This is a genomic window from Collimonas sp., assembly GCF_035566375.1.
Taxonomy (GTDB): Bacteria; Pseudomonadota; Gammaproteobacteria; order Burkholderiales; family Burkholderiaceae_D; genus Collimonas.
Map to the genome: position 1 here is coordinate 1 of NZ_DATMRK010000078.1, position 23,852 is coordinate 23,852.

A 23,852-nucleotide genomic window follows, 5' to 3' on the forward strand; every position below is an offset into this window, starting at 1 on the left:
AAGTTGGAAACCCGACGAACCCATCGCGATGGGAACGGCGGATTATTCATCGGCGCAATCAACTCTGCTTGCGCTAATGAATTCGGCACCAGCTGAACTGCTCCATCCCCTCATTGATGCAGCACTTCAGCCATTGTTGGCTAAGGTCTTTTCCCCAACTCCAGATTGGGGAGAAGGTATTCGCATCACCTGTCGGCTGCGATCCTTGGCCAAAAAAACGCTAGCGGCTATGCCAGCGTCGGAATTCTGTTACAAATACCACTTAGTTTTTTCCAAAGAAAACGCCGCCAAACCCGACTGAATCGGGGTAAGCGGCGACAACAGATAAGTACGTTTCTGTCTTTGACTGTTCATTAAATTTGGAAATCACCTTTCAGTTCGCAGACTTTTTTATAGTACTAAGCGCTGCGTATCTCCTCCACCTCGTCCATCCCATCCATTATTCTTGTCCGAGATCTGAAGCCTTTATTCCCAGTTCAGTGCACCGCCGGTTTGATATTCGATTACGCGAGTCTCAAAAAAGTTGCGCTCTTTTTTCAGATCGATCATCTCACTCATCCAGGGGAAGGGATTTTCTTCCTGAGGGAACATCGGGTCCAGTCCGATCTGTTGCGCACGACGATTTGCGATGAACCGCAAATAACCTTTGAACATTGGCGCATTCAAACCGAGCACTCCACGCGGCATTGTATCCTCTGCGTAGCGATATTCCAACTCTACTGCGCTTAAAAACAACGCTTTAATTTCATCGCGGAATTCCGGCGTCCACAAATGCGGATTTTCCATCTTGATTGTGTTGATCAGATCGATCCCGAAATTGCAGTGCATCGACTCGTCGCGCAGAATATATTGATACTGTTCCGCCGCACCCATCATCTTGTTTTGACGGCCAAGGGCAAGGATCTGCGTGAAGCCGACATAGAAGAAAAGTCCTTCCATGATGCAGGCAAACACGATCAGCGAGCGCAGCAATTTCTGATCGTTTTCAGTAGTGCCGGTCTTGAACTCAGGATCGGTCAGCGTATTGATGAAGGGGATCAGGAATTCGTCTTTGTCGCGGATCGATTTGACTTCATGATAGGCGTTGAAGATTTCTGCTTCGTCCAGACCGAGCGATTCCACGATGTATTGATAGGCGTGGGTGTGGATCGCTTCTTCAAAAGCCTGACGCAGCAGATACTGGCGGCACTCCGGCGCAGTGATATGGCGATACGTGCCGAGTACGATATTGTTGGCGGCAAGCGAGTCGGCGGTGACGAAAAATCCCAGATTGCGTTTGACCAGGCGGCGTTCATCGTCGGTCAGGCCGTTCGGGTTCTTCCACAGCTCGATATCGCGCTGCATATTGATTTCCTGCGGCATCCAGTGGTTGGCGCAGCCGGCAAGGTACTTGTCCCAGGCCCATTTGTACTTGAACGGGACCAGTTGATTGACGTCGGTGTGGCCGTTGATGATACGTTTATCCGCAGCATTCACGCGATGCGTGACATCGACCACAGGTGCTGCAGCCGATTGCCCCATCACCGCAGGGTTGAGAGCGGTATCGGACATCTGCGGACGTGCCGAAGGAGCAAATCCCGGTTGCGCCGGCATAGGCGGGGTACGAGGAGCGGGCGCCGAACTTGTTTCTTCATCCCAGGAGAGCATACTTTTTTCCTTTATCTTTCATCTGGCAGGGCCGGATAATTTACCCGGCTACGCTGGTTATGTAACCAGCCCCAACCATTTTCTTTGCAATTTACGTTCTATCTGGTCAGTCGAGGACAGAGTAATTCGCCACGAGGTTAGCCAAGTGGCTCCTGGACTCTGCCTCCAAATAACTTAATCGTTTTACTGGCAGGCTTCGCATTCTTCGAATCCTGGATCACCGGGACGCATGGTGCATGCCGGTCCATCCAGTTCTTGTGGCGCTGCTGCAACAGGAGCAGTACCGTAAGTCGCCGCTGCACCGCCGCTGGCGCCGCCATCCACCGAAACGGCATTCAGCGCACCGGTCTTCGATGTCGATTTCTCGGTATGCGTCGCGCCTATGGTGCGCAGGTAGTAAGTAGTCTTGAGACCGCGCAACCATGCCAGCTTGTAGGTTTCATCCAGTTTCTTGCCCGATGCGCCCGCCATGTAGATATTCAACGACTGCGCCTGATCGATCCATTTCTGACGACGCGATGCCGCCTCTACCAGCCAGGATGGTTCGACTTCGAATGCGGTGGCGTAGATATCGCGCAGATCTTGTGGAATGCGGTCGATCTTGGCCAGGCTGCCGTCAAAGTACTTGAGGTCGGAGATCATCACTTCGTCCCACAAACCACGTGCTTTCAAGTCGCGTACCAGGTATTCATTGATTTCAGTGAATTCACCGGACAGATTCGATTTCACGTACAGGTTCTGGTAAGTCGGTTCGATACAAGCAGATACACCAATGATGTTGGAGATGGTGGCTGTCGGCGCAATCGCTACGCAATTCGAATTACGCATGCCGAATTCCTTGATGCGGCCACGCAGTTCGGTCCAGTCCAGCGACTCGGACATATCGGCTTCAAGATAACCGCCGCGCTCTTCCGCCAGCAGTTTCAACGAATCCTGCGGCAGGATGCCACGATCCCACAGGGAACCGCGATAGCTGCTGTAACGGCCGCGCTCTTCTGCCAGTTCGGTCGATGCCCAATAGGCGTGGTAGCAGACTGCTTCCATCGAGGTATCGGCAAATTCAACCGCTGCTTTCGAGGCATAAGGTAAGCGCATCATATGCAGGCAATCCTGGAAACCCATGATGCCGAGACCAACCGGACGATGCCGCAGATTGGAGTCGCGCGCCTTCTTAACTGCATAATAGTTAATATCGATCACATTATCCAGCATGCGCATCGCGGTATTGATGGTTTTCTGCAATTTGGCATGGTCCAGCTTGCCGTCTTTCATGTGGGCCGGCAGATTGACCGAACCCAGATTGCACACGGCGATCTCGGATTCATTGGTATTCAGCGTGATCTCGGTGCACAGGTTGGAGCTGTGGACCATGCCGACGTGCTGCTGCGGCGAACGGATGTTGCATGGGTCCTTGAAGGTGATCCATGGGTGGCCGGTTTCAAACAGCATCGACAGCATCTTGCGCCACAGATCCAGGGCCTGGATCTTCTTGAACAGGCGCAGTTCGCCACGGGCTGCTTTGGCTTCATAGCCGGTATAAGCTTCCTCAAAAGCTTTGCCGACCTTGTCATGCAGGTCCGGCGCATCGCTTGGCGAGAACAAGGTCCAATCGCCCTTTTCCATGACGCGCTTCATGAACAGGTCCGGAATCCAGTTGGCGGTGTTCATGTCGTGGGTGCGGCGGCGATCGTCGCCGGTGTTCTTGCGCAGGTCGAGGAATTCCTCGATATCCATGTGCCATGTTTCCAGATAAGCGCACACAGCACCCTTGCGTTTGCCGCCTTGGTTGACTGCCACTGCGGTATCGTTGACCACTTTCAGGAACGGCACCACGCCTTGCGATTTGCCGTTGGTGCCCTTGATATGGGCGCCCAGTGAACGCACCGGCGTCCAGTCATTACCCAAGCCGCCGGCATATTTGGCCAGCAAGGCGTTTTCCTTGATGGCTTCGTAGATGCCGTCGAGATCGTCGGCAACCGTGGTCAGATAGCAAGACGACAGCTGCGAACGTTGCGTACCAGAGTTGAACAAGGTTGGTGTCGAGCTCATGAAATCGAAACTGGACAACAGGTTGTAAAACTCGATGGCGCGTGCTTCGCGGTTAACTTCGTTCAGCGCCAGGCCCATCGCCACCCGCATATAGAACGCTTGCGGCATTTCGATGCGGATATCGCGGACGTGCAGGAAATAACGGTCGTACAGGGTTTGCAGGCCGAGATAACCGAATTGCAGGTCGCGCTCAGGCTTCAATGCTTCGCCCAGTGTTTTCAGGTCGAACTGTGCCAGCTTGGCGTCGAGCAAGTCTGCTTCAATACCTTTTTTAATAAATTTCGGGAAATATTCAAGGTATTCAGCCGGTGCATCGGCTTGCGCCACTTCTTTGCCAAACACTTCCTTACGGATCGTGTGCATCAGCAGACGCGCGGTGACCTGGCTATACGCAGGGTCTTTTTCCATCAGCGCGCGGGCTGCCAGAATCGCCGATTTGTGCAGCTCTTCAACCGGCACGCCGTCATACAGATTCTTGACGGTCTCGGCCAGGATGGCTTCGGCGTCGACGTGTTTTTCCAGGCCGATACAAGCGGCGGTAATCAGGTTGCGCACCTGATCCATGTCCAGCGCCCGGCGTTGGCCATCTTCCGTCACAAACAATTCCGTGCCGGCCACGGTTGCCTTGGCGCCGGTTTGTTGTTGCGAACGTTCTTCCATACGCTTGGCGCGATACAACACGTAAGCGCGTGCCACGTCATGCTCGCCGGAACGCATCAGGGACAATTCGACCTGGTCCTGGATGTCTTCAATATGGAAGGTGCCGCCATTCGGCTGCCGGCGCACCAATGCGGCGACGACGTTAGAAGTCAATTGCTCAACCAGTTCGCGCACCCGTGCCGATGCAGCACCCTGGCCGCCGTTGACGGCGAGGAATGCCTTGGTGACGGCAATCGAGATCTTGGATGGTTCAAAACCGACCACGGCGCCATTGCGGCGGATGATTCTGTAATCGCCGAAACTGTTGGATACCTTGACGGGGGAGCCGCTACCGGTTGATGGCGGAACACCAGCGACTTCGGCTGATGATTTGACGGAAATTTCTTGAGTAGATTGCACTGAGCCTCCCGAGACTGTGAAAGCAGGCGAAACAATTACGCCTGCTGTTATTAATTAGAACCTTGGAACCGTTGATGGTTCAGATACTGCCATTCCTGCATCAGCCATTGCCGCATCAGTCACTGATTCATCGACTGCTTGTCCGCAGGCGTTCGTGACCGATGCCCAAATTAAGATAAAAAGAGAAAAATCAGCTCTAAAAGAATGGTTGACGAAGACCGGCAACAAACCCAGTGGCCGCTGAGCAGCCTGTCCGACACCTGCATTTATACTGATATGAGTACAAAAACAAAACACCACATAGGTGGACAGGCCATGCAAAGCAAACCAAGGACGAAATACACAAAAACACTACATATAGTTTTCTGGATTTGATTTTTACTAATTGTAGTGCCTCGGAGTCGCCGATGCAATCTTTAAACACGATCTTTTTTACATACGAAAACAGAGTATCTAATTGACTTTTTTGTCTATAACAGGAAAGCGCAAGGGCAGATTACCCGAGGTTTGCGGCGCATGCCCGGCTAAGGCTTGCTGGTATTGGGTCCAGTCAAAAAACGGACCGGGATCGGTCTTTCTACCGGGGGCGATATGTTCATGCCCGGCTACCGCGGCAAGAGGGTAACGCAACTGCAAGGCATGGGTCAACATCGCCAGCGCTCGATATTGCAGATCGGAAAATGGCTCGAAATCGGTCCCCTCCAGCTCGATCCCTATCGAAAAATCGTTGCACCGCTCACGGCCCTCAAAACATGAGATCCCGGCATGCCAGGCACGATCGTTGGCGGATACGAACTGGACCACGCCACCGTGGCGCAGTATCAGGAAATGGGAAGAAACCCGCAGCGGCCGCAATTGCTCGAAATAGGGATGCGCATCGTAAGCCAGGCGGTTGCCGAACAGGTCTGCAATATAAGGACCGCCAAACTGCCCCGGTGGCAAGCTGATGTTGTGAATCACCAGCAAATCAATAGCGCAGCCGTCGGGCCGGGCGTCGCAGTTGGGCGACGACTGGCGCACCACTTCATCGGGACGACACCAGCCGTCTGCGCCGATTGCAAAACATGGGGGAAGCGTTTCCGGCTGCTCCGTCATTGTTACCCGATCCTAATCTTGCTCACTAATCTTGCTCATGAATCGACAAGCGCTGCATCCGGTAGCGTAGCTGGCGAAAACTGATGCCCAGCAGATCGGCGGCCTTGGTGCGATTGAAATGCGTGCGCGTCAACGCCTGCCGAATCACGTCGCGCTCGATATCGTCAAGGTAGTCCGGCAGCGATGGCGGCAATTCTGAGCCGCTGAATCGCGCTGCAATACCGGTCACCGCAGGCACGGCAGCCACAGCCGGTTCGAAGCTCGCCACGCTGACCGTCACCCCGGTTTCGCTGTAGTGATCGACAAGGTCCGGCGGCTCAACCGGCCGCCCTTGGCTGGCCCCCTTCAAACCCAGATCCGCCACTTCAATCACGCCGTCGTTGGCAAACGCCAACGCTCGCTCCAGAATATTTTCCAGTTCGCGCACATTTCCCGGAAACGCATACGCGCGTAGAGCCGACAAAGCCGCTGGCGCCAGCGTCACTTGTTCCGCCTGCGGCGTAAACATCGACAAGCGTCCTAAAATCGCAGCGACCAGCAGACCAATATCATCCAAACGCTCCCGCAGCGGCGGCAATTTTAATTCGATGACATTCAAACGATAGTACAAATCCTGGCGAAATCTACCTGATTCGACACACTCAGCCAGATTCTGATGCGTGGCGCTGATCAGACGGACATCCACCGCCTCCTCCACTGTGGCCCCGACCTTGCGTACCCGGCGCTCTTGGATTGCGCGCAATAACTTGACCTGCATCGCTAATGGCAAGTCGGCGACCTCATCTAATAATAAGGTGCCGCCGTTGGCGGCCTGAAAAAATCCGTCCCGGTCATCGGCGGCACCGGTAAACGCCCCTTTGCGGTAGCCGAAGAATTCAGCCTCCATCAAGGCTTCCGGGATCGCCCCGCAATTGACGGCAACAAAGGGCTTGTCGGCGCGCGGACTGAGCGCATGGATATCCCGCGCCGCCAATTCCTTGCCGCTGCCAGACTCGCCGGTAATCGCCACCGGCGCCATGCTGCGCGCCAGACGCACGATCTGCGTACGCAATTCCTGCATGGCGGTAGATTGACCGATCAGGCGCAATGCAGAACCGGCACGGAGTTTCAAGTCCGCTGCCGGGCGGATGCTGTCGGCCGGCTTACCGACGCGCAATGCCGATTGCACCATCAAGCGCAGTTGATCAAGCGCCACCGGCTTCGACAAGTAATCGAAAGCCCCCGCTTTCAATGCCATGACGGCGTTATCGGCACTACCGTAGGCCGTAATCACGGCAATCGGTATTACCTTTTCGCCGGCGGTGACTTCGCGCACCAGCTCGATTCCGAGCCCATCCGGCAGGCGCATATCGGTCAAGATCAATGCGTATTCATTTTGCGCCAAATGGCTACGCGCTGCGGACAAGCTGTCGGCACTGTCGACATCCAGCCCCATTTTGACCAAGGCGATTTCCAGCAGTTCGCGCAGGTGCGCTTCGTCGTCGACAACCAGAATACGGGGTGAAGTCATGGCATTCGTCTTTTTTCAGTCAATTCTAGTCGGCAAGAGACACCGGGTCATGGGCAGCAAACGCAATAACAAAACGACCACTCACATGGCTGGAATTCTGTCCTTGAACATCATGCCGGTATTCATAATCGAGCAACGCGCCGTTATTCAAACACAACTCGCGCGCTAAAAACAAGCCTAGGCCGGTACCCTTGCTGGACGTGGTATAAAACGGCTCAAACAAGTGCGCCCGCACCGCAGGCGAAATCGGCTCGCCGTCGTCTTGCACATGCAGCTCCAGACGCCCGGCTACGCTAGACATGACGTGCAAGCGCATCCCGCCCGGCCGGCCACTGGCGTAACGTACCGCATTCGACAGCAGATTTGTCACTACTTCACGCAGATGCAGCGGGTCAAACCAGACACTCTGCCGATCTGCGGCGTCGATCTGCAAAGCGATCACAGACGGCGCCACCGCATGGGTTTGCCTGAATTCCTTGACGATATCGTGCAGCAAGGGCGCCAGCAGAATCGGCTCAAGCTGCCGCTGCGCCTTGCGCGACAGTTTCAGAATATCCTCAATCATGCGATTCAGGCGCGCCACGTTGTCGTCGATAATCGTCAGCAGGCGCGCTTCTGCCTGATCGGTCGCCTCCTCCGCCAAAAGGGTGGCGGCATAGGAAATCGATGCCAGCGGATTGCGGACCTCATGCGCGATGCTGGCGGTCAAGCGGCCCATGGCCGCCAATTTCAGTTGCTGAGCCTGATTTTCAATTTCACCAACATCCTGCAAAAAAATGACCGCGCGGTACTCGCTCAATTCGCGCATCCTGACGGCGGCAAAGCGCACCTTCAAATGCGCTACCAGTTCGCGTCGCCTGCTCCAGTCGATTGTGGCGGTTTCCTGGCCAAGATCGTCGGTATGCTTGATGGTGACGAATACAGCCGCCCCTACCGCCGGCGAAACCGCATGCGGCAGATCGCTTACGTGTGACTCCCAGGCAAACAATGCATCAGTGATCGGCGCCAGCACCGCATAATCGCTCAGTTTGTGCTGCGGCTCGTCCTCAGAGAGGGATAAACCCAGCATGCGCTCTGCCGCCGGATTAGCCATGATCAAGGTGCCGACCGGATCGACCACCAGCAAGCCATCGCCCATGTCCTTGATTGCGATGCGATTAATGTCCATTTGCACCCGCAGATCCCTGCCGCGCTGGGTCGCAAGCTCCTCTTGCTTGATCAGTTTGTCGGCTAGGCGGTTAATCACCAGCACCGCAAAAAAGAATGCCCCGCCATATAGACCGGCTTGCAGAGTGGAGACATCGGCTGTCGATTGCAGAATCTGGTAAGCGCTTTCCGATAGCAATACCATGGTCGCAATCGAGACAAACAACAGCGCCACCAGCAGCGGCGCCAGAATTGCTGCGCCGGCCAGAGGGAAAAGATACAAGATCGCCAAGCCGCCCTTGGCGCCGCCGGCGCCTACATACAAGATCGACACCGCGATCATGTCCACCGTAATCGGCAGCACTATCTGCGCCATGTAATAGCGATGATAGTACGCCGTGATAGCCGTGAAGACGGCTGCAAACAACAGATAGACGCTGCAAGTTTGCGGATTCGTAAATAGTTGGGAAAACCAGATCTCGTTTTTGCTTTGGGTGCTGAGATAGGCCAGCATCACCATCGCAACCACGATCCGCGTCACGTTGAATGTTTGCAACGTCCGCCAAAACGTATCCGGTTTGTCGTTCAGCTGGGTGAGGCTGGAGCTGGTCATGCGTAAACGCCCTGTCTCACAGTGGAACTGGAAAGCGATCTGGAAAGCCCCGACTGAACGCCCTCAAGCGCCGGCCTCGGCATGGAATAAGCGTAACGGCTCAAAGTAGACAGAGCTTAAGACGAATGCAGGCGACGGTGTTCCGCACTGCAAAAAACTGCGCCGGAAGCATCGGCAAATGCTTCCGATGCTGGAAAATGAATGCCACATTGTGCACAGGCCACCATGGCTTCGGCCTGCGGAGGCTCGTTAGCCGCGCCCGCCGCGCCGCCCTTGGCAAAGGGCGAGCCGCCTGAAGCGGAACGGTCCCGGCCAAGATTTTTTTTCAGGCGCTGCAGCCAGACGATCACTGCCAGCGCGATGACAATTAATATAATCAGTTTCATACCAATACCCGATGCAACACAACTTCAAGCACGAAACGGCTCCCTACGTACGCCAATAACAAAATGGCAAATCCAGTCAAAGTAAAGCTAAGGGCGGTGCGGCCGCGCCAGCCCTGCCATTTGCGCCCCGCCAGCAGCATTCCAAACAAGGCCCACGACAACATGGTGAAAATGGTCTTGTGATCCCATCTGAATGCCTTGTTAAACAACTCTTCAGAAAACACCACGCCCGACAGTACCGTCAGCGTCAACAGGAAGAAGCCGAAAGCGATCAGGCGAAACAATAATTTTTCCATGGTAAGCAAAGCCGGCAAGCGGTCCAGCGCGATGCCGAACCAGCCGCTTTTGGCTCCGCCCGGCCGGGTATGCAGGCGTGACTCCTGCAACACCATCAATACCGCATGGAATGCGGCGATAGTCAGGGTGCTATAGGCCAGGATGGAAATCACGATATGCCATAGGAAGACCGGTGACTTACCGTCCAGAGGCACCATATTTCCCGGGAACACAGCTGGCAGAACCGCCGCCAATGCCGCCATCGGCAACACCAGAACCCGCAGGCCGTCCAAAGTATAGTTGCGATTTTCCAGCCAATAGGCGGCTACCGAAACCCATAAGGTGGCAGACAGCATCATCGAAAATCCGACTCGCAACTCTCCAGGCCCGACGACATCGGCCCATAACACGCCGCCGTGCAGCAACCAGGCTGCGGCAACGACGATGGAGATAGTCTGGCGCCGGCTCGACGGCAAAAAGGTGCAACCTATATAAAGCAGCGCCACCAGAACGAAAAGATATGTTTGCATCGTGTAAGTTTACAACATGTGGCGTCTGCGCGGCGTGCTCAAACAACACGCCTGTCCAGCCAGATATGGCGGACCGTCATTTCTTGCATCTTGTATATCATTCCACGCTATCCTGATGCATCGGCCCTTATTCTGGGGCCGGCCTGCTAGGTGTTTGCCCTGCATCAGGTAAAATGGCTGTTTCCGCGTCCATTTTAATGCGCGTTAGCGTGTTGCATACGCGAAAACTGGTTCATATTGACCGATTGCACCTCTTCTGGAACGCCGTTACCCATGCTCGACAATCTTACCCAACGCCTCGCCAAAGTCGTCAAAACCATGCGCGGCGAAGCGCGCCTTACCGAAACCAACACCGCTGAAATGCTGCGCGAAGTACGTCTGGCGCTGCTGGAGGCCGACGTTGCTTTGCCTGCCGTGCGTGAGTTCATCGCCAACGTCAAGCAAAAAGCGCTAGGCGAAGAAGTGATTGCGTCGCTGACACCGGGCCAGGCCCTGGTCGGTGTAGTGCAACGCGAACTGGCCTCATTGATGGGCGCCGATCTCGGTCCTGAGGCCTCGCAACTGAGTTTCGCCACCCAGCCGCCGGCGATCATCCTGATGGCAGGTCTGCAAGGCGCCGGTAAAACCACTACCGTCGGTAAGCTCGCCAAATATTTGCGCGAACAAAAGAAGAAAAAAGTACTGACCGTCTCCGCCGACGTCTACCGTCCGGCCGCGATCGGCCAGTTGCAGACAGTGACCGCACAGGTCGGCGCCGACTTCTTCCCGACCGCAACGACGGACAAGCCGGTCGATATCGCATTGGCTGCGCTGGACTATGCCAAACGCCATTATCACGACGTCCTGATCATCGACACCGCCGGCCGGCTGGGTATAGATGAAGCGATGATGAAAGAAATCAGCGCGATTCATGCGGCCGTCAAACCAATCGAAACCCTGTTCGTGGTTGACGCCATGCTCGGCCAGGATGCGATCAATACCGCCAAGGCCTTCAACGACGCCCTGCCGCTGACCGGCATCGTACTGACCAAACTTGACGGCGATGCACGCGGCGGCGCGGCGCTGTCAGTCAGACATATCACCGGCAAGCCGATCAAGTTTGCCGGCACCGCCGAAAAACTGGATGGCCTTGAAGCCTTCGATCCGACCCGCATGGCCAACCGCATCCTCGGCATGGGCGACATCCTGGCGCTGGTCGAAGAAGCCCAGAAAGGCGTCGATGTCGCAGCTGCCAAAGATCTGGCCCACAAAATCAAGGGTGGCGGCAAATTCGACCTGAACGACTTCAAGGCGCAACTTGGCCAGATGAAGAAAATGGGCGGTTTGTCTAACCTGATGGACAAGTTGCCGGCGCAATTCCAGCAGGCCGCAGGCGGCGCCAATATGGACCAGGCGGAAAAGCAGGTACGCCGGATGGAAGGCATCATCAACTCGATGACCGCCCAGGAACGGGCCAAACCGGAGCTGATCAAAGCTTCGCGCAAACGCCGTATCGCCACCGGCGCCGGGGTGCAGGTTCAGGAGGTCAACCGCATGCTGTCGCAATTTGACCAAATGCAGTCCATGATGAAAAAACTCAAAGGCGGCGGCATGATGAAAATGATGCGCGGCATGAAAGGCATGATGCCGGGCATGCGCTAAGCGCTGCGTCGCTACTGCCGCAACGCCCTGAAAAGCCTTGCAAGTCATTGACTTGCAAGGCTTTTCGTCAATTTAGGGCGATTGCGGAAAGCGCCGAACCGGCTGCTACCGCCATTTGTTACCTTCCCAAATCCCGGTAACCAGCCGCACAAGCCCGCCAACCGGGCGTTTCACCAGTCATGCCGACCACTCCGCTTCCGTATCAAATCCCGCACAAACCCGTAAAAAACGCTTGCATCGCCAGGAAAAGCGCAACACTATTAGCGATGCGTGCTTGACGCATTTTTTCACTATCCCTGAAGGAGGCTCAAAGATGGCCACAGCCAAAAAACCAGCAGTTGCAGCAAAGAAGCCAGCAGCGACCAAAGCAGCCCCGGTCAAAGCAGCAGCCAAGCCTGCAGTAAAAAAAGCCGACGCTCCGAAAGTAGCGCGCAAGCCTAATGCGGCATTCATGAAAGCACTGACACCATCAGCTGTTCTGGCTGCAGTCGTTGGCGCGACCCCGCTGCCGCGCACTGAAGTTACCAAGAAGGTTTGGGAATACATCAAGAAGCACAAACTGCAGAATCCAGAAAACAAACGCAATATTCTTGCTGATGAAAAACTGAAAGCTGTCTTTGGCGGCAAAAAAGAAGTGTCGATGTTTGAAATGACCAAACTCATTTCCGATCACTTGAAATAATGCTTAGGGCCAGTTGGACTTTGTTCAATGCGCCGCCCTGAGTGCCAAACAAAAACGCCCGCATCACGCGGGCGTTTTTGTATCTGCAGATACCGGTATCAATCCAGCAAATCCGAATAATCGATTTCTGCATAGCCCGCCAACGTCTGCCACGGCAAGACCGGCGGCGCAGCAATCACGCTGACCAACGTCTGACGCCGTGCATGCCCATGCGCATCGAACGACTCCACCCGACGCGGGTATTGGCCTTTGACATCCCAGCTGACCCGCACCGTCAACTCTCCGCGCTTGCTCTCGTATAGCTGGACGCCATCTTTGACCGGACCGACGGTACGCATGTTTTTCAAACTCTGCGGATCGCTCAAATAGAAGCTGCTGCCCCAATTGCCGTTGAAGCCGATATTGCCGTAGTACTGAGAATCGACTTTGATGGTGCGACGCTGATGGCGCTCAATCAAGCGGGCATCCAGCGAGCCGTCGGCCTGACGTCGCACCCACATCGGCGAGCTGCCGGCATCCGGATGATTATGCCCGCTGTGGTCGTGTTCACCGGCGGCCTCACTGGCGATCAGGCGTTCGGTCCAGACTTGGTCGTTGCGCCGGTACATACGCTCAGTGAATGTCGTTTCGCGCTTGACGCCGTCGCGCCCCAATACCATCGAATAATGCTGGACCTGCAAGTTCTGGTCAGGTGCATTGACAGCAGCCAGCGTAGCCGACGCGATCGACAGCAGCGCCAACGCAATCGCCGGCATCTTCACGCTGCTTATCCAATTTTTCAAGAAAGCCATTTTTCCACCGAAATAAAAATTGCCGCCATCACTACGATGGCGGCCTAAACAATATTTAAGAAAGATTCTTACAGGCCAAGTGCATTTTTAACTTTGCCAAACACTTTGATGTTTTCAAATGTGCCTTTGAAACTGTCGCTGCCGGCGCCGGCAGAGAACAGCATCACGTCACCGCCGCCATGTGTCTCCGAACCTGGCGAACCGGCAAAACGCACGCCAACCTGCTGCAGATAATCGTCGGCTTCCGTATCGACACTGGTCAGGTCCGCATCTTCCGGACGGCGCGGCGCACTGCCGTTACCGAATACCAGTGTGGTGTAAGGTTTGCCATCGGCAGCCAATGCCAGTTTGCCGTCGTAATAATTGGCGACTTTGCCCAGGATCGGATTGCCGCGTTTGGGATAGCCGTTGAAACCCATCGCATGATCATGGTCGGCAGTGACTACGATCAAGGTATCTTTCAAGTCAACCAGTTCCAGCGCCCTCTTGATCGCGGCATCGAAAGCCAGGGTATCTTCCAGCGCGCGCTTGGCGTTGGTACCGTGCAAAGCATGGTCGATGCGGCCGCCTTCGACCATCAGGAAATAACCTTTTGGATTTTTCTTCAGTACACCGATGGCTTTTTCCGTCATCTCAGCCAAGCTCGGCTGGTTCAGTTTTTTCTTGACCCGGTCCAGCTCGTAATCCATATCGCTGGCGGTGAACAGGCCCAGTAATTTGCTGACGCCGGCCGGATCGACGTTCTTCAATTCGCTGCCTGAAGCGACATAGGTATAACCGGCCGCCTTGAACATGCTCAGCGCATCGAGCTCGTCATTACGCTTGCTGGCTGGATTGCTCTTTGGCAGGAAATGCCGCAAGCCGCCGCCCAGCAAGACATCGACGCCATCTTTCAGCGCAGTGTTGTAGCGCGGCGCGCCCGGTGTCGCCTGTTCCGTGATGGTGTTGTAGGCATCCCGATTGCAGACATGCGCATAGGTCGCAGCCGGTGTCGCGTGGCTGATGCGAGTGGTGCTGACCGCGCCGACCGCCTTGCCGGCGCCCTTAGCCAACTCCAGCAAAGTCTGCACCGGCTGGCCGTTGCCGGCGACGCAGGTCGAGTCCGCATTGCTTTGATACGGCTTGCCGTTGGCGTCAAAGGCATTGGTATCGGAAGACATGGAAATCACATCGTTCTTCATCTTGACTCCGGTCATGTACGCCGCCATTGATGGCGCGCTGTCGGTGGTTTGACCGTCCAGCGAGAAGGTTTTGACGCGCGCAGTGCGGGTCAATGTTTCCATCGTCAGGCGGCCTGCTTCGCCATGACCATAGATACGTGCCGCAGTGACCGTCACCGGCCCCATGCCATCACCCAGGAAGAAGATGACATTTTTAGCGGTTGCAGCGTCAGCTGCCATGACATTGGCAGTGAATAGTATCGACAGCGGTGCTAACGCGCACAGCGTTGCGCATTGGTAGATCCGACGTTGGAATTGCTTACTGTTTGGCTTAATCATTTTCATGTCTGACCTTTGCATACTTTGTGTATATTCGACAAATTCGTTTCATGGGCTACAGGCAGCATCAAAGGCCGACGGCTTTCTTCACCAGGCCGAACACCTCGGTGTTGTCGAGCACGCCGCGGATGTTTTGTGCGCCCATGCCTTGCGCACCGATAAAGACATTGGTGCCGCCGTGGGTTTCGCCGCCGGCTTCAGTCGGGATCACCGACTCTTGCATGTAGTCTTTGTCAGCCACTTGCATATCGGACAGGGCGCCGCGCGTCGCCAGATGATTAGGACCGTTGCCGAAGCCGATCACGGTGTAAGGATTGTTGTTGATGTCGCGTTCCGGCTGGCCGGTCAGCACGTTTTTCACCAGCCCGAGTACCCCCGGCTCGCTGCTGGTGGTTTTGCCGGTGCGCTTGGCGTAGCCGTTCAACAGGATCGAATGATCATGGTCAGCGGTGACCACCACCAGCGTGTTTTTCAAGCCGGGATCGACTTGCTGCATCTTGTCCAGCGCAACCTTGATTGCGTCATCGAAAGCGACGGTTTCCTGCAACGCGCGGCGCGCGTTGGTGGCGTGCAGGGCGTGGTCGATACGGCCGCCCTCCACCATCAGGAAGAAGCCAGTCTTTTTGCTATTCAGCAGGTCTATCGATTTGCCAGTCATCTGCGCCAGGCTCGGCTCCTTGGCGGCATCGCGATCCAGGTCGTAGGTCATGTGATCCTTGTTGAACAGGCCGACCACTTTTGGTGTTGCATTGCCGATCTTGTCGAACTCGGTAAAGTTGCTGGCATAGGTATAACCGGCGGCCTTGAATTCGGCCAGCAGATCGCGGCTGTCGCTACGCTTGCTGTCGGCATCAGTCTTCGGCAGGAAATGACGGCGACCGCCGCCAAAAATGACATCGACGCCATCGCTCAGCTTGCTGTTGAAGCCGGCGCCCTTCGGCGTCAATTGCGCAGCGATATTGTTTTCGCCGTCGCGGTGGCAGATGTGCGAATAAGTTGCGGCCGGAGTCGCATGCGTAATCCGCGTGGTAGTCACGACGCCGGTGCTGTAACCCTTGGCCTTCATGATTTCCAGCAAAGTATCTGCCGGTGTGCCATTGCTGCTCGGGCAGGTGCTGTCAGCGCCGTTGACATAGCCTTTGCCGCTGGCGTCGCGGGCACTGGTATTGGCTGACATGGAGATCACTTCATTATTCGCCTTGATCCCAGTCATGTACGCCGCCATCGATGGCGCGCTATCGGTCACTTGGGCGTCGTTGGAATAGGTGGTAACGAAGCCGCTTTCCGGCAGGGTATCGATGGTCAGATCACCCTCTTCGCCCACCTTGTAAATGCGGGCCGCGGTCATGGTGGTAATGCCCATGCCGTCACCCAGGAAGAATATGACGTTCTTGCCGGGAACCTTGGCTTCAGGCCGCTCCACCGGCGTCTCGACCAGCGGGTTGCTGGAACCGCTACACCCCGCCAGCGCCATCGATCCGATGGCGGCGGTAATCAAAATACGTAATTTCATTCATCGCTCCGTGTTGTCAATCAGAAACATGCAGTAATTTGTAATAATGTGTAACAACTGTAACTAAAACTTATTACACGCCGATGACAAGAGAGCAACGATCTTCATTGGAAATGAGAAATTCTGGCTCAGGAAGAACCGGGAGGCGATGCGCGATTGACCCGAGCGCTGCCGGGCCAATCAATTACATGTTTTATAACGAGGGGGAGCTAACGATTACTGTGCGCGCCGATCACGCCGGGAACAGGCGTCGCAATTGGAATACAACGGGAATATTTACTTGCGAGCGGAAACTGTCTGGATTGGCTGATCGTCCTTATACTCCCAGCGTTTCCACGCCGCCAATACCGTGTTGGGATATTCGGGGCGCCCGCGACTGCCGTTGTAACGGCCGAGCGCGAGATAAAGGTTGCCTTTTTCCATATCGATGTACATGCGCAGAATCGAACAGCCGTAGCGCAGGTTGGTCTGCATATCGAACAATTTGCTGCGGTTGGCGTCGCCGATCACGCGAGTCCAGAACGGCATGACCTGCATGTAGCCGTGGGCGCTGACGCTTGACAGCGCGTACTTGCGGAACGCTGACTCGACCTGAATCAGGCCCAGCACCATGCCAGGATCCAGACCGGCGCGCTTGGCTTCATACCAGGCGGTTTCCAGGAATTCGATGCGCACCTGCGTATCTGGCAATTTCTTCTTCAGGCGCTGCGACATTTCGCCCAGCCAATACAGATATTGGATACGCTGATCGATTTCGGAAAATTGGGGTTTCGGCGGACGGGCGTCATTGATAGCGCGCGACAAGGCCAGACGAACCGAGTTCGCCAGCTCTTCTTCTTTTTGATTTCCGGCATGCGCCAAGCTGCCAAACAACAACATAGACAACAATATCGGCAACAAGCCAAGCCAGCGAGACCAGCGCAATCGACACTCCCCAAAAGTAACTTTCTATTTTTGGAGGAGTATACAAAGAAAACGGCGCAAGAAACCGTTGCGCCGTCACTTTGTTGTTATTGGGAAACCTGCGCAACACTCAGCAGCTCCGCCACCACCATTGCCACCACTATTTACGGCTAGTTACGCCAGGCGAGTCTTAATGAACTCGGCCATATCTGCCAGCGGCACCGTGGTGGCCTCGGTATCGCGTCGTCCCTGATACTCAAACTGGCCGTCCTTGAGGCCACGATCGCCGATCACGATGCGATGCGGCACGCCAATCAGCTCCCAGTCGGCAAACATAGCGCCCGGGCGCTCGCCGCGATCGTCCAGAATCACGTCAACGCCAGCCGCCAGCAGTGTTTCATACAACTTGTCGGTTTCGGCCTTGACCGCCTCGCTGCGGTCATAGCCCATAGGGCACAAGACCACTTCGAACGGCGCGATGGACGTCGGCCAGATGATGCCCTTGTCGTCGAAATTCTGTTCAATTGCGGCGCCCAGGATGCGCGTAATGCCAATCCCATAACAACCCATTTGCAGCATCTGCGGCTTTCCGTTCTCATCCAGGAAAGTCGCTTTCATCGCTTCCGAATAGGCGGTGCCCAGCTGGAATACGTGACCGACTTCGATCCCGCGCAGGATAGCCAACGCGCCCTTGCCGTCTGGCGATGGATCGCCTTCGACCACATTGCGGATATCGAACACCATTGGTTCCGGCAAGTCGCGACCCCAGTTAACGCCGGTGAAATGGAAATCCACCTCGTTGGCGCCGCTGACAAAGTCGTGCATGTTGGCGACGGTCACATCGGCTACCACGGTGACCGGCTTCTTGGTATTGACCGGTCCCAGGTAGCCTGGCGGCGTGCCGAAATATTCGACGATTTCCTCTTCTGTGGCGAAACGATAACCAGCCAGGCCAGGGATTTTATTGGCCTTGATTTCGTTCAGCTCATGGTCGCCACGCAGCATCAGCAGCCAGATTGTCTTGCTTGCCGCCTCTTTATCGGTTGCTTCTTTTTCAACAGCGAGGACGATCGACTTGATGGTTCGCGCCAAAGGCAGTTGCAGCGACTCCGCTACGGCTTCGCACTTCGCCTTGCCGGGTGTTGCGGTCTTGGTCAGCGCCTCAGCCGGTGCGGCCCGGGTAGGATTCAAAGGCAGGGATTCGGCCGCTTCCATATTGGCGGCGTAATCCGAATTCGGGCAATACACGATCGCATCTTCGCCGGTGGCGGCGATGACGTGGAATTCGTGCGAGCCGGTGCCGCCGATGGCGCCGTTATCGGCGGCAACCGCACGGAATTGCAGGCCGAAGCGGTTGAAAATGCGGACATAAGCGTCATACATGATCTGGTAAGACTGTTTCAGGCCGTCCAAATCGCGATCGAAGGAATATGCGTCTTTCATCGTGAATTCGCGCCCGCGCATCAAGCCGAAACGCGGCCGGCGCTCATCCCGGAATTTGGTCTGGATATGGTAAAAATTCACCGGCAGCTTGCGATAAGAACGCAATTCGGTGCGAGCGATGTCAGTAATCACTTCTTCCGAAGTCGGCTGGATGATGAAGTCCCGGCCATGACGATCCTTGACGCGCATCAGTTCGGCGCCATATTTTTGCCAGCGCCCGGTTTCCTGCCAGAGTTCGGCTGGCTGCACTACCGGCATCAGCAATTCGACTGCTCCCGAACGGTTCATTTCCTCGCGCACGATTTTCTCGACCTTACGGATCACCCGCAAACCCAAGGGCATATAGGTATAAATGCCGGAACTGATGCGTTTAATCATGCCGGCGCGCATCATCAGTTTGTGGCTGACGATTTCAGCGTCGGATGGAGCTTCTTTAAGCGTGGAAATAAAAAAACGGGAGGCGCGCATGACGATGAATTCTTTTTAAAAAGAGAGGGTTATAATCAACTCAATTTTAAAGGATTAGCTGGCTGATGCGCCTACTCTTTGCACAATTGATTAATGTTCTGGCCATTGTAGCTGCTGGCCGGGGCGGATTGCGCGCCTAGTCGGGCGAGGACAGAGCTTTGCGCCTATTGGCGGCTCTATGAATCTGTTCCGCAATGATGACGGCAAGCAAGGAATCCAACAGAGTGAGCAGTAGAGCCGCCCGGCCGCAGAAAGTTTTGAGGTAACAACATGCTTGACCGTGAAGGCTTTCGCCCAAACGTCGGCATTATCTTGCTCAACACCCAGAACGAAGTCTGGTGGGGCAAGCGTGTGCGCGAACATTCGTGGCAATTTCCACAAGGCGGCATCAAATACGGTGAAACCCCGGAGCAGGCAATGTTCCGCGAACTCGAGGAAGAAATCGGGCTGAAGGCGGAACACGTCAAGATCATCGGCCGTACCCGTGACTGGCTGCGCTACGAGGTGCCTGATCATTTTATCAAGCGTGATGTGCGTGGACATTATCGCGGTCAGAAACAGATCTGGTTTCTGCTGCGCATGGTGGGACGCGACTGCGACGTCAATCTGCGCCTGACCGAACACCCGGAATTCGACGCCTGGCGCTGGCATGATTACTGGGTTCCGCTGGATGTCGTAATCGAGTTCAAACGGGACGTCTACCAACGCGCCTTGCAAGAATTATCACGATTCCTGACACGCCCTTTGCAGAATTTGCCCCATCACGCTCGTCATTTACGCACCGGCCACGGGCCACGTGCGTCGACCGAATCCCCCCCGGCCTGTGCCGAACCCGAAAAAAAGTGAGCACCTCTATGGCTTTTGATTTTGCCTGCCGTATTCCAGCTACAAAGAAGATATCGCAACTGCTGGCCGCAAGCCTGCTGTTGCTAGGTGCTGCTACACAAGTGCATGCCGCCGACCCGTTCTACCCCAGCGCCGTTGCGCAACCAAATTCTGGTTTGTCCGACGAAGACTTCGACGACGACAGCAAATCATGGCAAGAAATCAAGACTGAAATTCCACCAGCGCCGCAGGTGGCCAATCTGGTGTCGTTTTACGTAAGTCCTACCGCCACCATGAATTTCTTTATCGACCTCAATTCGATCTCGGCCGGCAAGGATGGCGTGGTGCGCTACACGCTGGTCAGCAAAAGCCAGGCCGGCGCTGAAAATATCAGTTACGAAGGCATCCGTTGCCAGACTTATGAAAACAAGCTGTATGCATTTGGACAGAAGGACGGCAGCTGGTCACGCGCACGCTTGAGTGGCTGGAAGCAGATCAACGAAACATCCGGGAACCGGCAACATGCAGCATTGGCCAAAGACTTCCTTTGCCAGGATGCGATGGTGGCCGGTAAAGTTGACGATATACGCAGCAGGCTGCGCAGCAATCGTCCGATCAAGCCAGGTAGCTGATCGGCAATACCCTCAGCGCCAAACAAAAACGGCTCCCGCAATCTGCGGAGCCGTTTTTTATTGCCCAAGACTACTGGTCTTGCTGCTTAAAGCAACACCATATTGTCCCGATGGATCAATTCCGACTCTTCGACAAAACCCAGAATCGCTTGAATTTCCGCCGACGGATGGCGCATGATGCGACGTGCTTCCGAGCTGGTGTAATTGCTGATGCCGCGTGCGATTGCATGGCCGTCGACATCGGTACAGGTGATGACATCGCCGCGGCCGAACTCTCCTGACACTGCGGTCACCCCGATCGGCAATAAAGATTTCCCCTCATTACGCAATTTCTGCACCGCGCCGGCATCCAGCATGACCTTGCCGGCGGTTTTCAGATGATCCGCCATCCACTGCTTACGCGCGGTGAGTTGCGCTGTTTGCGCCGTCAATTGCGTGCCGATCGCTTCGCCACCGGCCAGCCGGGTCAACACCGCGTCTTCGCGGCCCCAGGCAATCACCGTGTGCGCGCCCGAAGTAGCGGCGCGCTTGGCGGCCAGGATCTTGGTGATCATGCCGCCGCGGCCGATGCTGGTTCCGGCATCACCCGCCATCACTTCCAGCGCCGGATCACCGGCTTTGGCTTCATGCACAAACTCGGCATTCGGATCCTTACGCGGATCGGCGGTATATAAACCCTTTTGATCGGTCAGGATGATCAATGCATCGCCTTCGATCAGATTGGCAACCAGCGCCCCCAAGGTATCGTTGTCGCCGAACTTGATTTCATCGGTAACCACCGTATCGTTCTCGTTGATGATTGCCACCACGCCAAACCGCAACAACGTGAACAAGGTCGAGCGGGCATTCAGATAACGTTCGCGATCCGCCAGGTCGGCGTGTGTCAGTAGTACCTGTGCGGTACGGATATTGTGGGCGCGGAAGCTGGTTTCATAAATCTGCGCCAACCCCATTTGACCGACCGCGGCACAAGCCTGCAATTCGTCGATGCTGGTCGGCCGCTTGTCGAAACCCAAGCGCTGCATGCCTTCTGCCACGGCGCCGGAACTGACCAGCACGACTTCCTTGCCCATCGCCCGCAGCTCGGCGATCTGGGTCGCCCATTTAGCGATGGCGCCGGCATCCAGACCCTTACCGTCATTGGTCACCAGGGAGGATCCGACTTTGATAATGATGCGCTTGGCTTTTTGAATGACGGAATTCATATTTTTATCTATCGCGGCCGCCTCGGCCGGTATGCGACCAGGCGGCGGAAAAAAATAAGGCCAACGCCGGCGGGGGATTTACATCGCCTCCCTCGCACCTGCATCGGCCGCCAACTACTTGCTTAGTCCAGTATCTTGAAGCGCGGATCGTCAGGATCGATAGACAGGATGGCTTGCGCTTCCACCACCATATGCTTCTCTTCCGAGCGCGTTTCCTGCTGGCGCTTCTCGGCCAGATAACCGTAGATTTCCGTCACCAGCTCAGGACAGCCGTCGCGGTTCAGCGCGGAAATTTCGAATACCGGGCCTTTCCAGCCGAAACGCTTGATGAAATCCTTGACGCGCTTGACCCGTTCGCCTTCTGGAATCACGTCGATTTTGTTGAGCACCAGCCAGCGCGGCTTGTCGAATAGCGATTGATCGTATTTTTTCAGCTCCTTGACGATCGCTTTGGCTTCCTTGACCGGATCAACCGTGTCTTCGAATGGCGCCAAATCGACAATGTGCAGCAGCAAGCCGGTGCGCTGCAAGTGCTTCAGGAACTGGATACCCAGCCCGGCACCTTCCGCCGCGCCTTCGATGAGGCCCGGGATATCAGCGATCACGAAGCTTTTTTCGTGGCTGACGCGGACTACGCCGAGATTCGGATGCAGCGTGGTAAACGGGTAATCGGCGATCTTCGGACGGGCATTCGACACCGCGGTGATGAAGGTCGATTTGCCGGCATTCGGCTGTCCCAGCAGGCCGACATCGGCCAGCACCTTGAGCTCCAGCCGCAATTCGCGGCGTTCGCCTTCCTTGCCGTCGCTTTTCTGGCGCGGTGCACGGTTGGTCGAGGATTTAAAGTGGATATTGCCCCAGCCGCCTTCGCCGCCCTTGGCCAGCAATACCTCTTGCCCGTGATCGGTCAGATCGGCGATTGCTTCGCCGGTATTAACGTCGACAATCAGCGTACCGACCGGCATACGCAGCTTGATATCGTCGGCGCCCTTGCCGTAGCAATCCGAGCCACGGCCATTTTCACCGCGACCGGCGCGATGCATCTTGGAGAAACGGTAGTCGACCAGCGTATTGATATTGCGATCGGCAACGGCCCAGATACTGCCGCCTACGCCGCCATCGCCACCGTCCGGGCCGCCAAACGGGCGGAATTTTTCACGGCAAAAACTCGCAACCCCATTGCCGCCATCGCCGGCAATGACTTCGATTTTTGCTTCATCTATAAACTTCATTCGAAGGTCCTAATGAGGTTGGAGGTTAAATTCTTATTGAAAGACACAGGTAACTTTACCGATTTTTGGTCAATATTGCAGCGCAGGCCACAGCCAGGATTGCAATAATGCCATTACTTCAGGCACAACTCGCCGCAAGCGGAATAGATTCGCTGCGTGTTCAAGTTGCCCGAGCAGTGTTTTACGACCAGAAACTAAAAAGGCTCTACCAGCGGCAGAGCCTTTCGCAACAAGGCTCTAACGCCTTGCTTATGTCGAAGCCTAAAGAAACTTAAGCTGCTACGACAGTAACGTAGTTACGCTGGGTAGCGCCCTTGGTTACGAATTGTACTTTGCCGTCAATCAGTGCGAACAGGGTGTGATCCTTGCCCATGCCAACATTTTCGCCTGGATGCGTCTTAGTGCCGCGTTGACGAATAATGATGCCGCCAGCGTTGATCGCTTGGCCACCGTAGACCTTGACGCCAAGTCGCTTTGACTCTGAGTCACGGCCGTTGCGCGTAGTGCCGCCGCCTTTTTTATGTGCCATTTAAAACTCCTGGTATCTGGTTAAGTCAAGCAACGCTATTAAGCGTTGATCGAAACGATTTGAATTTCGGTGTAATTTTGACGATGGCCTTGATGCTTCTGATAATGCTTACGACGACGCATTTTGAAGATCTTGACTTTATCGTGGCGACCTTGCGCCAATACCTTAACCGACACCG

Annotated in this window: 21 protein-coding genes; 5 read left to right on the forward strand and 16 right to left on the reverse strand. The window is 55.5% G+C overall.

Translation table 11 applies throughout. The features are described 5' to 3' along the window. The coding region (locus VNZ60_RS23515; protein ID WP_325663554.1) for a hypothetical protein at positions 1–301 on the forward strand (301 nt) is incomplete at its 5' end. 164 nt (positions 302–465) lie between these two features. On the opposite strand, the gene VNZ60_RS23520 is transcribed toward VNZ60_RS23515, so the two are convergent. From VNZ60_RS23520 to VNZ60_RS23550, 7 genes are all read right to left on the reverse strand, one after another. Next, a complete protein-coding gene (locus VNZ60_RS23520) occupies positions 466–1,647 on the reverse strand; it encodes a ribonucleotide-diphosphate reductase subunit beta (RefSeq protein ID WP_325663556.1) in 1,182 nt (393 codons plus the stop codon). Between the two features lie 183 nt (positions 1,648–1,830). Further along, positions 1,831–4,755, reverse strand: coding sequence for a ribonucleoside-diphosphate reductase subunit alpha (locus VNZ60_RS23525; protein WP_325663558.1), 2,925 nt, complete (start codon positions 4,753–4,755; stop codon positions 1,831–1,833). Between the two features lie 453 nt (positions 4,756–5,208). After that, entirely contained in the window at positions 5,209–5,850 is a 642-nt protein-coding gene (ampD, locus tag VNZ60_RS23530; RefSeq protein ID WP_325663559.1) for a 1,6-anhydro-N-acetylmuramyl-L-alanine amidase AmpD, read from the reverse strand. Between the two features lie 25 nt (positions 5,851–5,875). Then, positions 5,876–7,360: a sigma-54-dependent transcriptional regulator gene (locus VNZ60_RS23535; RefSeq protein WP_325663561.1), complete on the reverse strand. Its 1,485-nt coding sequence runs from the start codon at positions 7,358–7,360 to the stop codon at positions 5,876–5,878. A 25-nt stretch (positions 7,361–7,385) separates the two neighbouring features. Beyond that, a complete protein-coding gene (locus VNZ60_RS23540) occupies positions 7,386–9,119 on the reverse strand; it encodes a sensor histidine kinase (protein WP_325663563.1) in 1,734 nt (577 codons plus the stop codon). 116 nt (positions 9,120–9,235) lie between these two features. Then, on the reverse strand, positions 9,236–9,505 hold the full coding sequence (locus VNZ60_RS23545; protein WP_325663565.1) for a PP0621 family protein: 270 nt from the start codon (positions 9,503–9,505) through the stop codon (positions 9,236–9,238). Further along, positions 9,502–10,311: a cytochrome C assembly family protein gene (locus VNZ60_RS23550; RefSeq protein ID WP_325663567.1), complete on the reverse strand. Its 810-nt coding sequence runs from the start codon at positions 10,309–10,311 to the stop codon at positions 9,502–9,504. Before VNZ60_RS23550 ends, VNZ60_RS23545 begins: the two co-directional genes overlap by 4 nt. A gap of 273 nt (positions 10,312–10,584) precedes the next feature. Here VNZ60_RS23550 and ffh point away from each other — a divergent pair, with 273 nt between their 5' ends. Beyond that, positions 10,585–11,952 (forward strand): signal recognition particle protein, encoded by a 1,368-nt coding sequence (gene ffh, locus VNZ60_RS23555; protein ID WP_325663569.1) that lies wholly within the window; start codon positions 10,585–10,587, stop codon positions 11,950–11,952. Between the two features lie 313 nt (positions 11,953–12,265). After that, complete coding sequence (locus VNZ60_RS23560) at positions 12,266–12,634, forward strand: SWIB/MDM2 domain-containing protein (RefSeq protein ID WP_325663571.1); 369 nt, start codon at positions 12,266–12,268, stop codon at positions 12,632–12,634. Positions 12,635–12,732: 98 nt separating this feature from the next. On the opposite strand, the gene VNZ60_RS23565 is transcribed toward VNZ60_RS23560, so the two are convergent. The 5 genes from VNZ60_RS23565 to VNZ60_RS23585 all read right to left on the reverse strand — a co-directional run bounded on the left by VNZ60_RS23565 (position 12,733) and on the right by VNZ60_RS23585 (position 19,251). Then, entirely contained in the window at positions 12,733–13,416 is a 684-nt protein-coding gene (locus tag VNZ60_RS23565; protein ID WP_325663573.1) for a hypothetical protein, read from the reverse strand. A 77-nt stretch (positions 13,417–13,493) separates the two neighbouring features. Continuing rightward, positions 13,494–14,924, reverse strand: coding sequence for an alkaline phosphatase (locus VNZ60_RS23570; RefSeq protein ID WP_414648958.1), 1,431 nt, complete (start codon positions 14,922–14,924; stop codon positions 13,494–13,496). Between the two features lie 67 nt (positions 14,925–14,991). Next, the gene (locus VNZ60_RS23575) at positions 14,992–16,437 is read right to left on the reverse strand and encodes an alkaline phosphatase (protein WP_325663577.1); all 1,446 of its coding nucleotides are present in this window, start codon (positions 16,435–16,437) and stop codon (positions 14,992–14,994) included. Positions 16,438–16,713: 276 nt separating this feature from the next. After that, on the reverse strand, positions 16,714–17,316 hold the full coding sequence (locus VNZ60_RS23580; RefSeq protein WP_325663590.1) for a lytic transglycosylase domain-containing protein: 603 nt from the start codon (positions 17,314–17,316) through the stop codon (positions 16,714–16,716). Between the two features lie 198 nt (positions 17,317–17,514). Further along, the gene (locus VNZ60_RS23585) at positions 17,515–19,251 is read right to left on the reverse strand and encodes a proline--tRNA ligase (protein WP_325663579.1); all 1,737 of its coding nucleotides are present in this window, start codon (positions 19,249–19,251) and stop codon (positions 17,515–17,517) included. A gap of 270 nt (positions 19,252–19,521) precedes the next feature. Here VNZ60_RS23585 and VNZ60_RS23590 point away from each other — a divergent pair, with 270 nt between their 5' ends. Both VNZ60_RS23590 and VNZ60_RS23595 read left to right on the forward strand, forming a co-directional pair. Continuing rightward, a complete protein-coding gene (locus VNZ60_RS23590; protein WP_325663581.1) occupies positions 19,522–20,097 on the forward strand; it encodes an RNA pyrophosphohydrolase in 576 nt (191 codons plus the stop codon). Then, entirely contained in the window at positions 20,094–20,708 is a 615-nt protein-coding gene (locus tag VNZ60_RS23595) for a CNP1-like family protein (protein WP_325663583.1), read from the forward strand. The genes VNZ60_RS23590 and VNZ60_RS23595 overlap by 4 nt, the downstream gene beginning before the upstream one ends. Before the next feature lie 86 nt (positions 20,709–20,794). On the opposite strand, the gene proB is transcribed toward VNZ60_RS23595, so the two are convergent. The 4 genes from proB to rplU all read right to left on the reverse strand — a co-directional run. Then, on the reverse strand, positions 20,795–21,913 hold the full coding sequence (gene proB, locus VNZ60_RS23600; protein ID WP_325663585.1) for a glutamate 5-kinase: 1,119 nt from the start codon (positions 21,911–21,913) through the stop codon (positions 20,795–20,797). A 122-nt stretch (positions 21,914–22,035) separates the two neighbouring features. Beyond that, a complete protein-coding gene (gene obgE / locus VNZ60_RS23605) occupies positions 22,036–23,145 on the reverse strand; it encodes a GTPase ObgE (protein ID WP_092355437.1) in 1,110 nt (369 codons plus the stop codon). Positions 23,146–23,416: 271 nt separating this feature from the next. After that, entirely contained in the window at positions 23,417–23,674 is a 258-nt protein-coding gene (gene rpmA / locus VNZ60_RS23610; RefSeq protein ID WP_014007873.1) for a 50S ribosomal protein L27, read from the reverse strand. 38 nt (positions 23,675–23,712) lie between these two features. Continuing rightward, positions 23,713–23,852 (reverse strand): 50S ribosomal protein L21 (gene rplU / locus VNZ60_RS23615; RefSeq protein ID WP_325663592.1); only part of this gene is annotated, 140 nt, incomplete at its 5' end.